This window comes from Acinetobacter sp. WA-87, from assembly GCF_039938935.1.
Lineage (GTDB): Bacteria > Pseudomonadota > Gammaproteobacteria > Pseudomonadales > Moraxellaceae > Acinetobacter > Acinetobacter seifertii.
Genome location: NZ_JBDUVF010000001.1, coordinates 952,923 through 966,801 on the forward strand (window position 1 = coordinate 952,923; position 13,879 = coordinate 966,801).

At 41.7% G+C, this 13,879-nt stretch carries 12 protein-coding genes and 2 pseudogenes; 12 read left to right on the forward strand and 2 right to left on the reverse strand.

Annotation, left to right across the window (positions count from 1 at the left end; all coding sequences use genetic code 11):
* Positions 1–3: 3 nt before the first annotated feature.
* From ABFY81_RS04425 to ABFY81_RS04445, 5 genes are all read left to right on the forward strand, one after another.
* Positions 4–270, forward strand: coding sequence for an MmoB/DmpM family protein (locus tag ABFY81_RS04425; protein WP_000049450.1), 267 nt, complete (start codon positions 4–6; stop codon positions 268–270).
* Positions 271–315: 45 nt separating this feature from the next.
* Positions 316–1,842, forward strand: coding sequence for an aromatic/alkene/methane monooxygenase hydroxylase/oxygenase subunit alpha (locus ABFY81_RS04430; RefSeq protein WP_151744609.1), 1,527 nt, complete (start codon positions 316–318; stop codon positions 1,840–1,842).
* A gap of 59 nt (positions 1,843–1,901) precedes the next feature.
* Complete coding sequence (locus ABFY81_RS04435; protein ID WP_347913133.1) at positions 1,902–2,264, forward strand: phenol hydroxylase subunit P4; 363 nt, start codon at positions 1,902–1,904, stop codon at positions 2,262–2,264.
* 14 nt (positions 2,265–2,278) lie between these two features.
* Entirely contained in the window at positions 2,279–3,340 is a 1,062-nt protein-coding gene (locus tag ABFY81_RS04440) for a phenol 2-monooxygenase domain-containing protein (RefSeq protein WP_347913134.1), read from the forward strand.
* Between the two features lie 184 nt (positions 3,341–3,524).
* Positions 3,525–4,406 carry a transporter gene (locus ABFY81_RS04445; protein ID WP_347913135.1) on the forward strand — a complete coding sequence of 294 codons (882 nt, stop codon included), beginning with the start codon at positions 3,525–3,527 and terminating at the stop codon, positions 4,404–4,406.
* A 48-nt stretch (positions 4,407–4,454) separates the two neighbouring features.
* Here the strand turns inward: ABFY81_RS04445 and ABFY81_RS04450 are convergent, their stop codons facing one another.
* Together ABFY81_RS04450 and ABFY81_RS04455 are read right to left on the reverse strand one after the other, a co-directional pair.
* The gene (locus tag ABFY81_RS04450) at positions 4,455–5,414 is read right to left on the reverse strand and encodes a LysR family transcriptional regulator (protein ID WP_003652630.1); all 960 of its coding nucleotides are present in this window, start codon (positions 5,412–5,414) and stop codon (positions 4,455–4,457) included.
* Positions 5,415–5,458: 44 nt separating this feature from the next.
* Positions 5,459–5,588: pseudogene (locus ABFY81_RS04455) on the reverse strand (hypothetical protein).
* 106 nt (positions 5,589–5,694) lie between these two features.
* Here ABFY81_RS04455 and benA point away from each other — a divergent pair.
* The 7 genes and pseudogenes from benA (at position 5,695) to ABFY81_RS04490 (ending at position 13,857) form a co-directional block, all read left to right on the forward strand.
* On the forward strand, positions 5,695–7,077 hold the full coding sequence (gene benA, locus ABFY81_RS04460; RefSeq protein WP_347913136.1) for a benzoate 1,2-dioxygenase large subunit: 1,383 nt from the start codon (positions 5,695–5,697) through the stop codon (positions 7,075–7,077).
* Positions 7,074–7,593 (forward strand): annotated as a pseudogene (benB, locus tag ABFY81_RS04465) (benzoate 1,2-dioxygenase small subunit). The gene benA and the pseudogene benB overlap by 4 nt, the downstream one beginning before the upstream one ends.
* A 52-nt stretch (positions 7,594–7,645) precedes the next feature.
* Positions 7,646–8,662 (forward strand): benzoate 1,2-dioxygenase electron transfer component BenC, encoded by a 1,017-nt coding sequence (benC, locus tag ABFY81_RS04470; RefSeq protein ID WP_191105468.1) that lies wholly within the window; start codon positions 7,646–7,648, stop codon positions 8,660–8,662.
* An 18-nt stretch (positions 8,663–8,680) separates the two neighbouring features.
* Entirely contained in the window at positions 8,681–9,466 is a 786-nt protein-coding gene (locus ABFY81_RS04475) for a 1,6-dihydroxycyclohexa-2,4-diene-1-carboxylate dehydrogenase (RefSeq protein WP_347913137.1), read from the forward strand.
* Between the two features lie 57 nt (positions 9,467–9,523).
* Entirely contained in the window at positions 9,524–10,717 is a 1,194-nt protein-coding gene (gene benE, locus ABFY81_RS04480) for a benzoate/H(+) symporter BenE (protein ID WP_347913138.1), read from the forward strand.
* A 480-nt stretch (positions 10,718–11,197) separates the two neighbouring features.
* A complete protein-coding gene (locus ABFY81_RS04485; RefSeq protein ID WP_347913139.1) occupies positions 11,198–12,556 on the forward strand; it encodes an aromatic acid/H+ symport family MFS transporter in 1,359 nt (452 codons plus the stop codon).
* Between the two features lie 44 nt (positions 12,557–12,600).
* Entirely contained in the window at positions 12,601–13,857 is a 1,257-nt protein-coding gene (locus ABFY81_RS04490; protein ID WP_347913140.1) for an OprD family outer membrane porin, read from the forward strand.
* Positions 13,858–13,879 lie beyond the last annotated feature (22 nt).

Below are 13,879 nucleotides of genomic sequence, written 5' to 3' on the forward strand. Positions count from 1 at the left end.
AACATGTCTAAAGTCTATCTCGCGTTACAAGACAACGATACGTCACGCTACATCCTCGAAGCGATTGAAGAAGATAACCCAGAAGCTTCAATTCAGTATTTACCCGCCATGATCCGAATTGAAAGTGAAACTGATTTGGTGATTAAAGCCGAAACCGTATCTGAAAAACTAGGCCAAGATTGGGACATCCAATCATTACAACTCAACATGATTACGCTGGGCGGCAACGTCGAAGAAGATGACGATACTTTCCGCCTTCACTGGAATTAATCACAACATAGACGTTGTTTAACAAAGATTTAAGGATGATCAATCATGACAACTCAAACGAAAGAAACCAGCAAAAAGTTAAATGCGAAAGATCGTTACCGCGCATTAACCCGTGATCTGGACTGGGACTTTTCTTATGCTGACCGTAAAGAGGCCTTTCCTTATGAAGAGTTTGAAGGTATCAAAATTACGGACTGGTCTAAATGGGAAGATCCATTCCGTTTGACCATGGATTCTTACTGGAAATATCAGGCAGAAAAAGAGAAAAAACTGTATGCCATTTTTGATGCATTTGCTCAAAACAATGGTCAGATGAATGTCAGTAATGAACGCTACTTAAATGCGATCAAACTCTTTTTAACAGCGGTGACCCCACTTGAATATCAGGCTTATCAAGGCTATGCCCATGTAGGTCGCCAGTTTAGTGGTATTGGAGCACGTATTGCTTCTCAAATGCAGTCGATTGATGAGCTGCGTCATGTGCAGACTCAAATTCATGCCATGAGCCATTACAACAAGTTCTTTGATGGTTTTCAGGACTGGGCACACATGCATGACCGCGTTTGGTATTTGTCTGTACCTAAATCATTTTTTGAAGACGCCCGTTCTGCTGGCCCTTTCGAATTTTTATTAGCAATTAGTTTTGCTTTTGAATATGTACTTACTAATTTACTGTTTGTGCCATTTATGTCAGGTGCAGCTTATAACGGCGATATGGCAACCGTAACCTTTGGCTTTAGTGCACAGTCAGATGAAGCGCGCCACATGACGCTTGGTCTTGAAATCGTAAAATTTTTGCTCGAACAGCATGAAGACAACGTGCCGATTGTGCAGGAATGGATTGATAAATGGTTCTGGCGTGGAACGCGTTTGCTTTCAATTGTGGGCATGATGATGGATTACATGCTGCCAAACAAAGTGATGTCGTGGAAAGAAGCTTGGGAAGTTTATTTTGAACAGGCAGGTGGTGCGCTATTTAAAGATTTAAGCCGTTATGGCATTCGCATGCCGAAATATAGCGATGTCATTGTGAAAGAAAAAGAACATGTCTCGCATCAAGCATGGTGGATTTTCTATAACTTTGGTCATGCTGCTGGTTTCCATACATGGATTCCAACCGACGAAGAAATGGATTGGTTATCGGCTAAATATCCAGACACTTTTGATAAATACTACCGCCCAAAATGGGAGTTGGCTCGCAAAATGGAAGCCGAAGGTAAACGCTTCTACAGCGCAGGTTTACCACAGCTTTGTCAGGTTTGTCAGATTCCAATGACCTTTACCGAAATGGGCGATGATCCGACTCAGTTTAGTTATCGCCATAGCATCTACCAAGGCGAACGCTACCACACCTGTTCAGATGGCTGTCATGACATTTTCGAGCGCGAGCCTGAGAAATATATACAAGCATGGCTCCCTGTAAATCAAATTTTGCAAGGCAACTGTGGTGGCGGTGACCTCGAAACCATGCTCCGCGATTATTACCGCATGAATGTCGGGGCCGACAATCTGGATATTGAAGGCTCGCCAGACCAACAGCGCTGGAAAAAATGGAAAGGCAACGCAGCTTAAGCACAAGGAATTGTTCAGGCAGTCATCAAGCTGCCTGATCGGAAATAAGGAGATTGAACATGACTGTTCGCGCGATACACAACAACTATCAATTTGAACCACTTGATTTGCAAAAAAATTATGGCGATCAATTCTTACTTTACGTGGGTTGGGATCATCACACACTTTTTTGCTCAGCACATGCCATGCTTGCCTCACCTCAACAAACTTTTGGACAGTTGATTGAGCAACAAATTACAGGTGGTTTTGCCCAACATCCAGATTTTGACAAAATTGATTGGTCAAAAGTGCAATACACATTAGATGGTCAAACAATCGAACCAGAGAATACAAAAAGCTTGGCAGAGCTTGGTTTTGGTCATAAGTCATTACTTCGTTTCGTTACGCCAGAATTAAATGGCTATAACGACAGCTACGTTTAATTCGGAGGTGTGTCATGAGTTATCAAGTCACCATTGAACCGATCGGAACAACGATTGAAGTAGAAGAAGACCAAACCATTTTAGATGCCGCTTTACGTCAAGGCGTTTGGTTACCCTTTGCCTGTGGTCATGGCACTTGCGGGACATGTAAGGTTCAAGTCACCGACGGTTTTTATGATGTCGGTGAAGCCTCGCCATTTGCGCTCATGGATATTGAACGTGATGAAAATAAGGCGCTTGCCTGCTGCTGCAAACCACAATCCGATATGGTCATTGAAGCCGATGTTGATGAAGACCCAGATTTCTTAGGCCATCTGGTTCAAGACTATCAAGCGACCGTCATTGAAATAAAAGATCTATCGCCAACCATTAAGGGGATTCGTCTACAACTAGATCGGCCAATTGAGTTCCAAGCGGGTCAATATATTAATGTCCAGTTCCCAGACATTGAAGGAACTCGTGCATTTTCAATTGCTAATTCACCAAGTGAAGTCGGCATCGTTGAGCTGCATATCCGTAAAGTTGAAGGCGGTGCAGCGACGACTTATGTACATGAACAACTTGCCACAGGTGATCAGCTTGATATTTCAGGCCCTTATGGTCAATTTTTTGTACGAAAGTCAGATGATCAAAATACCATTTTCATTGCAGGTGGTTCAGGTCTTTCAAGTCCACAATCGATGATTTTAGATTTGCTTGAGTCTGGAGATAGTCGCACCATTTACCTCTTCCAAGGAGCACGAGACTTGGCGGAGCTATACAATCGAGAATTGTTTGAACAGCTCGTAAAAGACTATCCGAACTTTCGCTATATCCCTGCTCTCAATGCACCAAAAGCAGAAGACCAATGGACTGGATTTACCGGATTCGTGCACGAGGCTGTTGCAGATTACTTTGAAAATCGATGTGGTGGACACAAAGCCTATTTGTGCGGCCCACCAATCATGATCGACTCTGCAATTTCAACACTCATGCAAAGTCGCTTATTCGAACGGGACATTCACACTGAACGTTTCTTAAGTGCAGCCGATGGTGCTGCTGGACAGTCACGTTCGGCTTTATTCAAACATATTTAAAGATAAACCTTTAAGCACTCCACTTTTTCAAATGAGCTTTGTATTTGCAATTTAGAAAGCAAATACAAAGCTCACAGGAGTTCTGCATCCCAAATTTTTAGGTTAAACAGACTCAGATTTTTAAAAATCGTTAAGGAATAACGTTTTTTAGTGACAAGCCAAACAACACAGAATAGGACATTCTATGAATAACAAAATTGCTGCAATCATATGTGGTGTAATCAGCGCCCTTTACCTTCCCTCTGCATTTGCGACAGAAAATGGCTCAGACTCTTTTGCATTAGGTGCCGAAGGTATGATGGCGGGTGCCTTACCACCTGCTGGGGTCTATCTACTCAGTTATTATCAAAATTACCACGCATCAGAGTTTCAAAATGGTCCCGATCAGTTCCATGTTGATGTCAACGCCGTGGTTCCTCGTTTGGTCTGGATGACCGATCAAAAAATTATGGATGGACAACTCGGTTTTTATGCAGCCCAGCCATTGGTTGATCTAAGACTAAAAGTAAATGGAATGGCGGACTCAAAGCAAGGTCTCGGAGACTTGATTTTGGGTGGGATGCTCGGCTGGCATCAAGGAAATCATCACTGGATTGCAGCCCTAGAAACCTTACTTGGAACAGGTGATTACGACACTCCAAGTACGACACATCCAGTTGAAGCCAATCTCGGGAAAAACTATCACACTATTCGACCTATTCTTGCCTATAGTTATGCCAACTCGGCGGGCTTAGATCTTTCAACTAAACTGTCTTATAGCTGGAATACACGTAACGACGCGACCGACTATAAGTCTGGACAATACATTGCGGGTGACTATAGCTTAGGTTACCGCATTAACCCCAAACTCAAAGTTGCAGTTGAAGGCTATGCTTTTAAACAAACCACAGATGACAACGTAAACGGAAGTGACATTGGGTTTAAAGGACAGGCTTTTGCAATTGGTCCAGGCATTCAATATGCCGATAAAAACTGGTCTATTGAAGCCAAATTTTTAAAAGAAACCGAAGTCGAATATCGTCCCGAAGGACATACCAGCTGGCTAAAACTAATTTGGGCTTTCTAAAACACATCAACGCATAGCTTCAGCTTTTGAGGCTATGCCCTGCTTTATTTAAAAGTCGATGCCGTTTGAATCATCTATCGGGTTCTGATCGAGCGTGAAAACCGTCCGTTGATAAGGTATCCCTTCAAGATCATACACCTGATAAATACAATCAAATAAAAGCTGTAAGTCTTCACTTCGGTCCATTGCACGAGCAGTGATGAAAATCGGGCTGACTGCGCCGTTATCTAAAATCGGAATGTAATTTAAATGAGGAAAACGAATGGTATCGGCACTGGCAGGAATAATACACAAACCTTCACCCGCTGCCACCAAGCCCAACGCCAGCTGAATTTCCCGTATTTCATGCATATTTTTTGGAACCAAACTATGCTCGGCAAAAATATTTAAAAGCTGGGTCGAAAAATTAGGCTTTGGCGAAGTGGGATACATAAACATCTTTTCATCAATGAGATCGGCCAGATATACGCCCTCCGTACGCTGAGCAATCGGATGACTCGTATGTGCAGCAACCACCAAACGTTCTTTACGTAGCAGAATACGTCTCACCGCAGGGTCACTAATTCTTAAACGTCCAAATCCAACATCAATACGCCCTTCTTTTAATGCCTGTAGTTGCTCGGTCGTACTTAACTCCATCAATTGAATATTCAAATGAGGTTGCTGTTGCCGAAATAAATAGATGATTCGCGGCAGTAAACCATAGAGTAAAGACCCGACAAAACCAATCGTCACACTACGTTCAATGAGACCAATACGTTTGGTCATACTTTTTATTTCTTCAGCATTCGACAAAAGTTTAAGGGCATGCTGATAAAAGAAATGTCCGGCTGGTGTTGTCTGTAAAGGACGGCTTCCGCGCTCAAACAGTTGAATTCCAAGCTCACTTTCCAAATTTTGAATCTGTCGACTCAAAGGTGGTTGAGCAATAAATAGTTTTTCCGCGGCTTTTGTAAAGCTCTGCTCTTCAACAACAGCCACAAAATACCGTAAATGTCTTAGTTCCATCAGGTTTCCATACCTTTAAGATATAAAAAAATGCAAATTCAGTCTTAGACACAGTTTAACCATTCTTTTAAGGTATATACAAGCAACAAACCGATGAAGTGATGAATTGCTTAGTGAAAAAGCCCTCTTGCCAATCTTCCAGTGATTCATCTTCATCAATTCACGGTTAAACACCCAGCGCACTAATGCGCTTCATTGACAATATTAGGATATCAAGACCTTGTAGATCGTAGCTAAGGCCTTGGTGACTTCCACACTTTTGGAAAGTCGGAGAACGGACATGCCACGTATTCCTGTAATCAATACTAGCCATCTTGACCGTATTGATGAATTACTTGTCGATAACATCGATACAGGTGAATTTAAACTTCATCGCTCAGTGTTTACTGACGAAGCCCTATTTGACCTCGAAATGAAATACATCTTCGAAGGCAATTGGGTTTACTTGGCACATGAAAGCCAAATTCCAAATAATAATGACTACTACACCACTCACATTGGTCGTCAGCCAGTCATTATTGCCCGCAACCGTAACGGTGAACTCAATGCCATGATCAATGCATGTTCACACCGCGGAGCACAACTTTGCCGTCACAAGCGTGGTAACAAAGCGACCTATACCTGCCCTTTCCATGGTTGGACGTTTAACAACTCAGGTAGACTTCTAAAAGTTAAAGATCCAAGCGAAGCTGGTTACTCGGACTGCTTTAACCAAGAAGGTTCACATGACCTTAAAAAAGTGGCTCGTTTTGAGAGCTACAAAGGTTTCTTATTTGGTAGCTTAAATCCCGATGTTCCTTCACTTGAAGAATTCTTGGGTGAAACCACCAAAATCATCGACATGATTGTTGACCAGTCTGAACATGGTTTAGAAGTTTTACGTGGTTCATCTACCTATACCTATGAAGGTAACTGGAAACTCACCGCTGAAAATGGTGCCGATGGTTACCACGTTTCTGCTGTTCACTGGAACTACGCAGCAACAACTCAACACCGTAAAGAAACACAAGCTGCCGATAACATACGTGCGATGAGTGCAGGTTCTTGGGGTAAACAAGGCGGTGGATCGTATGGCTTTGAAAATGGCCACATGTTGCTTTGGACACAATGGGCAAACCCAGAAGACCGTCCAAACTTCCCGAAAGCAGACGAATACACCGAAAAATACGGTGAAGCGATGTCGAAATGGATGATTGAGCGCTCACGTAACTTGTGTCTTTATCCAAACGTTTATTTGATGGATCAGTTCGGTTCGCAAATTCGTGTACTTCGCCCACTTTCTGTCAATAGAACCGAAGTCACCATTTACTGTATCGCACCTAAAGGCGAAGCACCTGAAGCTCGTGCACGTCGTATCCGTCAATATGAAGATTTCTTTAATGCTTCAGGTATGGCAACACCAGACGATTTAGAAGAATTCCGTGCTTGCCAAGCAGGCTACGCAGGTATTGCCCTTGAGTGGAATGACATGTGCCGCGGTTCAAAACACTGGATTTATGGACCAGACGATGCAGCGAATGAAATCGGTTTAAAACCAATGTTAAGTGGTATCAAAACTGAAGATGAAGGTCTTTATCTTACCCAACATCAATATTGGTTACACACCATGAAACATGCGATTGCATCAGAGAAAGAAATTGCTGATCAGGGAGAAACAGCATGAGTGCTCAAGACAAAGCAACTTTAGAAAATATTGCTCAGTTTCTCTATCGTGAAGCTCGTTTTTTAGATGATGAAAAATGGGAAGATTGGATTGAATGCTATGCACCCGAAGCTTCTTTCTGGATGCCAGCTTGGGATGACGACGATAGATTAACTGAAGATCCGCAATCTGAAATTTCACTTATTTATTATCCAGACCGTCAAGGTTTAGAAGATCGTGTGTTCCGTATTAAAACCGAGCGCTCATCTGCAACCATGCCGGACACACGCACAAGCCACAATATTGCCAACGTTGAAGTCGTAGAACGCGACGGCGACAAAGTCACGGTCCGCTTTAACTGGAATACCTTGAGTTTCCGTTACAAGACAAATTACAGCTATTTCGGTATGTCACGTTATGTGATCGATTTTTCAGGTGATCAACCAAGAATCTTGAGCAAGTATGTCGTTTTGAAAAATGACTATATCAATCAAGTGATTGATATCTACCACCTTTAAGACATACCCCCTCAGTTAAACGGACTGTTGGCTGAGGGTAAAAGTTTCAAATATTTTGTAGGATACATGCCATGTCAAACCACAATATCGCACTTCAATTTGAAGATGGTGTTACACGTTTCATTAACGTAGCTCAAGGCGAAACCCTATCTGACGCAGCCTATCGCCAAAAAATTAATATTCCTTTGGATTGCCGTGACGGTGCATGTGGAACTTGCCGCGCATTTTGCGAATCCGGCAGTTATGACATGCCAGAAGAAACCTATATTGAAGATGCACTAACCCCAGAAGAAGCTGAGCAAGGCTATATTCTTGCTTGCCAATGTCGCCCAACTTCAGATGCGGTATTCCAGATTCAAGCCTCGTCAGATGTTTGCAAAACTGCAATTCATAGCTTCCAAGGCACCCTAGCTCGCGTTGAAAATTTATCAAACTCAACCATCACATTTGATATTCAACTTGATGAAGGTCAACCAGATATTCATTTCCTTGCAGGTCAATACGTCAACGTTGCTATTCCTGAAACTGGCGAAACACGTTCATATTCATTTAGCTCAAAACCGGGCAATCGCTTAACGGGCTTTGTGGTCCGTAACGTACCAAATGGCAAAATGAGTGAATTCTTGAGCAAAAATGCCCAAGCTGGCGACAAAATGACATTTACCGGCCCATTCGGTAGCTTCTATTTACGTAATGTAGCGCGTCCAGTGCTGATGCTCGCAGGTGGTACTGGCATTGCCCCATTTATGTCGATGTTACAAGTGCTTGAAGAAAAAGGTTCAGAACAGCCTGTTCGTTTAGTCTTTGGTGTAACTAATGACTTTGATTTGGTTGCTTTAGAAAAACTCAATGAATTGCAGGCGAAATTCCCGTGGTTTGAATATCGAACTGTGGTCGCAAGCCCTGAGAGCAACCATGAACGCAAAGGCTATGTCACTGGTCATATTGAAAGTGAATGGTTAAACGGTGGCGACGTCGATGTTTATCTATGTGGCCCAGTACCAATGGTAGAAGCTGTACGTGGCTGGTTAGAAACTGAAAATATCAAACCTGCTAACTTCTTGTTTGAAAAATTCTCTGCGAATTAATAGGTGGAGAAGTTATCTATGTCAAACCGTCAAAGATTTACCAATAAAGTCGTGATTGTTACGGGTAGCGCTCAAGGCATTGGCCGTGGCGTGGCACTGCAAGTTGCAGCTGAAGGCGGCCAAGTCATCATGGCTGACCGCTCTGAATATGTTGAAGACGTTCTCAAAGAAATTCAGAGCGCGGGTGGCGATGCTGTCACGATTAATGCTGACCTTGAAACCTATGCAGGCGCGCAAGCGGTAGTTGCAAAAGCCATTGAACACTATGGTCGGGTAGATATCCTGATTAATAATGTGGGTGGCGCGATCTGGATGAAACCTTTTGAAGAGTTTTCCGAAGAAGAAATCATTAAGGAAGTGAATCGCTCGTTATTTCCAACGTTATGGTGTTGCCGCGCTGTGTTACCTGCCATGATTAAGCAACAATCAGGTGTGATTGTAAATGTATCTTCAATTGCAACCCGTGGTATTAACCGTATTCCCTACTCAGCATCTAAAGGCGGTGTAAATGCTCTAACAGCATCGCTTGCTTTTGAACATGCTAAAGATGGAATTCGAGTCAATGCTGTTGCGACTGGTGGAACTGAAGCACCACCTCGGAAAGTACCACGCAATGCTAATCCGTTAAGTCAAAATGAAAAAGACTGGATGCAGCAAGTGGTTGATCAAACCATAGATCGAACATTTATGGGCCGTTATGGCACAATTCAAGAACAAGTCAATGCAATTTTATTTCTTGCATCAGACGAAGCATCCTATATGACCGGATCGGTTATTTCGGTCGGAGGTGGAGATCAGGGTTAACCCTGATCTTTTTACATGATTGGGTAAATAACATGATTTGCATGGAGGCAATCACACATGGCAACCCTGTTCAAGACATTAAAAACTGACTGGTCCATATCAGCAACAGTTGCTGGCTTTCTTGCGGTTTTAATTTCTTACTCAGGCCCACTGATTATTTTTTTCCAAGCTGCTCAGCGTGCCCATGTTTCCACCGACATGATGGTGTCATGGATTTGGGGAATCTCAATTGGTGCCGCCGTTTCAGGTATTTATCTTTCAATTAAATATAAAACGCCTGTCATAACTGCATGGTCTGCACCGGGTACTGCCCTGTTAGTTACCCTATTTCCCAATGTCTCGTTGAATGAAGCAGTAGCCGCCTATATTACTTCCGCTATCGTTATTTTTTTAATTGGTATTACAGGTTACTTCGACAAGTTACTGAAGTGGATTCCCCAAGATGTTGCTGCGGGCATGATGGCAGGTATTCTTTTTCAATTTGGTATTGGTCTGTTTACCGCGTCTGATAGCATGCCTTTTATTGTTTTTAGCATGCTTATTGTCTTTTTAATTGCCAAACGTTTAATGCCGCGCTACACCATGATTTGGGTGTTAGCTGCTGGAGTTTTATTAAGCCTCATTTTAGGTAAGATGAATCCGGTTGATGTGAGTTTTAGTTTAGCTATTCCACAGTGGATTAGCCCAGAATGGACATGGAACTCAACACTGAACCTCGCTGTTCCTCTCATTTTAGTTAGCCTAACCGGCCAGTTTTTACCGGGTATGGCGATTATGAAACTCAGCGGTTACGATACCCCAGCCAAACCAATTATTACTGTCACCAGTATTGCTTCTTTAGCTGTTGCATGTGTCGGCGGTATTACGATTGTGCTTGCCTCAATTACCGCAGCTTTATGTATGGGCAAAGATGCACATGAACTGAAAGAAAAACGTTATATTGCAGGAATCGCCAACGGAATTTTTTATATTTTAGGAGGCTTATTTGCTGGCAGTATTGTCATGTTATTTAGTTTACTTCCTAAAGAGTTGGTGGCAGCACTGGCAGGTTTAGCCCTGCTTGGAGCGATTGCCACAAATATTTCTGTTGCCATGAAAAATGACAGTCAACGTGATGCTGCACTTATTACTTTTTTAGCGACAGCATCAGGCATGCATTTTCTTGGATTAAGCTCAGTTTTTTGGGGTATTTGTATTGGTGTAATCGCCCATTTCATTCTCACACCACGCTCAACGCCAGCCACAAATTAAGTTTTTTTATCTAAACACCCGCCACTAAAATAAAGCCTCAATCGCCAAATTAGGATGCAAATAATTCGCTAACACTGATTTGGCGATTTTTTATTGAATATAGATTAAATTTCATTTTTAAGATGAATCTCTAAAATAATTAAATAATAGACTTTAGTATTTTGTTTTTATATTTTCACTTCAATTCATAATATAAATTTAACGATATTTTTAAGAGTGATTATTATCAATAAAATCCATAAAAAAACATCTATAAAATCCTTAAAATTCTCATCATACAATATTTAACCCTATTTTAAAGACACAACAAAGACAGCTAAAACAATAAAAATAAATACATATTTTTCAAATAATTAAACCAATAAATGCACAATACCTTAAAGACATAAAGATATATCAATTAGGTTTTTGACTCTAATCCAATAACAAAATAGTTTATTAAAAAATAACGCGATGCTTCACAAATTGGAGGTGAAGAAAATGGATACGAGCAAGGTTAATATTAATGAGTTAATTGATAAAGCCAGTTTTACATATTTTCATTGGAAAGTTTTAATCTGGTGCTTACTTATTATTATTTTTGATGGATATGATTTAGTTATTTATGGGGTTGCTCTGCCTCTCTTAATGCAGCAATGGTCATTAACTGCGGTAGAAGCTGGTTTACTCGCCAGCGCTGCTCTATTCGGGATGATGTTCGGTGCCATGATTTTCGGCACACTTTCAGACAAACTGGGACGTAAAAAAACCATCCTGATTTGTGTCACCTTATTTAGCGGATTTACCTTTATAGGTGCCTTTGCCAAAGGACCAACTGAGTTTGCTATTTTACGCTTTATTGCAGGCCTTGGTATTGGTGGCGTTATGCCAAACGTCGTTGCGCTTATGACCGAATACGCACCAAAAAAAATCCGCAGTACATTAGTCGCAATTATGTTTAGTGGCTATGCAATTGGCGGCATGACATCAGCGCTACTTGGTGCATGGCTCGTGAAAGACATGGGCTGGCAAATCATGTTTTTAATTGCGGGTATTCCCCTGTTATTGCTCCCACTCATTTGGAATTTTTTGCCAGAGTCTCTCACCTTTTTAGTGAAATCAAACCATAGCGAGCAGGCAAAAAGTATTGTTTGTAAAATTGCGCCAGAAACGCAGGTAAACGCCAATACACAACTGGTGTTAAACGAAAGCACCACAACAGATGCACCTGTCCGTGCGCTTTTCCAACAAGGCCGTACCTTCAGCACATTTATGTTCTGGATTGCTTTCTTTATGTGCTTACTCATGGTGTATGCCTTAGGAAGCTGGTTACCTAAACTCATGCTGCAAGCGGGCTACTCATTAGGTGCGAGCATGTTATTCCTGTTTGCACTTAATATTGGCGGGATGGTCGGTGCAATTGGCGGCGGTGCTTTAGCAGATAGATTCCATTTAAAACCTGTTATTACAATCATGTTTATTGTGGGATCAGCAGCTTTAATTTTGCTTGGCATTAATAGTCCGCAATTTATTTTATATAGCCTGATTGCGATTGCTGGTGCTGCCACAATTGGCTCACAAATCTTACTCTACACCTTCGTTGCACAGTTCTATCCAACGGCACTTCGTTCAACTGGCATGGGCTGGGCATCTGGCATTGGTCGTATCGGTGCGATTATTGGACCAGTTTTAACAGGAGCCCTTCTCACACTTGAGCTTCCTCACCAAATGAATTTCTTAGCGATTGCAATTCCGGGTGTGATTGCTGCACTTGCAATATTTATGGTCAATCTAAAAGCCTCTGTTGCTGCACAAACGCCATCAACTTTTAATCCTCAAAACACGCTTACTCAGCAGTAAATATAAATGCGCCGAGGACTGGCGCATCTTTTTGGAAATGGACTATGGAATTATTACACCGCTTTAAGCCACGTGCTTTAACTTTCGCGACCTTAGTATTGATGTGTGGCAATTCATTCGCTGCAAATCCAAATCAGCAGCCCGAAGATGAATGGAAATTCACTTTAAAAAACGCCTATATCAACCGTAATTTTGATAACGATGCCTTAAAAGATACGGGCAGCTGGTCTCAGGCAGCATCATTATTTTATAAGTCGAAAATGCATGACACCCCACTGCAAATTGCAGATAAGCCCATTACCATTGGTGCAGATGCTTCTGTTCAATACGCCGTGCGCTTAAGTTCAGACAAACACGTTGCGGACACCGTTTTGCCTTTTAATAAAGAGACTCAGTCGCAAGCATCCGACTTTCTAAAATACGGCGCAACTTTAAAACTAGGCTACGACAAAACACTTTTAAGTGTCGGTGAGCTCTGGCTAGACTTACCTGTAACGGCTGTCGATGCGAGCCGACAATTACTTGCTTCTTATTGGGGAACCAATCTTAAGTCACAACTTTCAGATCAGCTCTACGCAGAAATTGGACGAGTGGAAAAAGTCTCGCCACGAAATGAAGAAGATTTTAAAAAGTTTTCGTTCACTTCAAATGGCATTACCAAAGAATCTGATGGTTTAAATTACATTGACCTGCGCTATCAATTTACGCCGTCACTCAAGGGTGAATATTACTTTGGTAATTTAGAAGACCTCTACAACAAACACTATGTAGGATTAGAGCATAATTGGAAACAACCTAACTTTGCGCTTACTTCTAAGTTTAAATACTTCAATGCAAAAAATGACGGCAATACCTTTGATATTGATGCTCAAAACATTGGAGTGCTAGAAACACTTAAAGTAAAAAATCATACCTTTGGTTTGGGGTATCAACAAATTATGGGTGAGTCGGCTTACCCATTACCAGACGGCTTTTTGCCAGAGACCTACTTCATTAACTGGAATGCCACGGGCTTTTTTAAAAAAGATGAAAAGTCTTACCACGTTATATACGGCTACGACTTTAAAGATTACGTTCCGGGCTTAAACGCGATGGTGAAATATGTTTACGGAAATGATTTTAGAGCAGCCAATGGTGAGAAAAACCACGAAACTGAGTCAAATGTGATTTTAAACTATGCATTTCAGCAGCCTTTCTTAAAAGGTCTTGCCCTGCAATACATTCGGATTGATTACAACGTAAAACATGGCAATGACTTTGGTGAAGATCGCTTGTTTGTAAACTACACTAAAAAGTTTTAATTATTTTTGATTCAATTGAAGC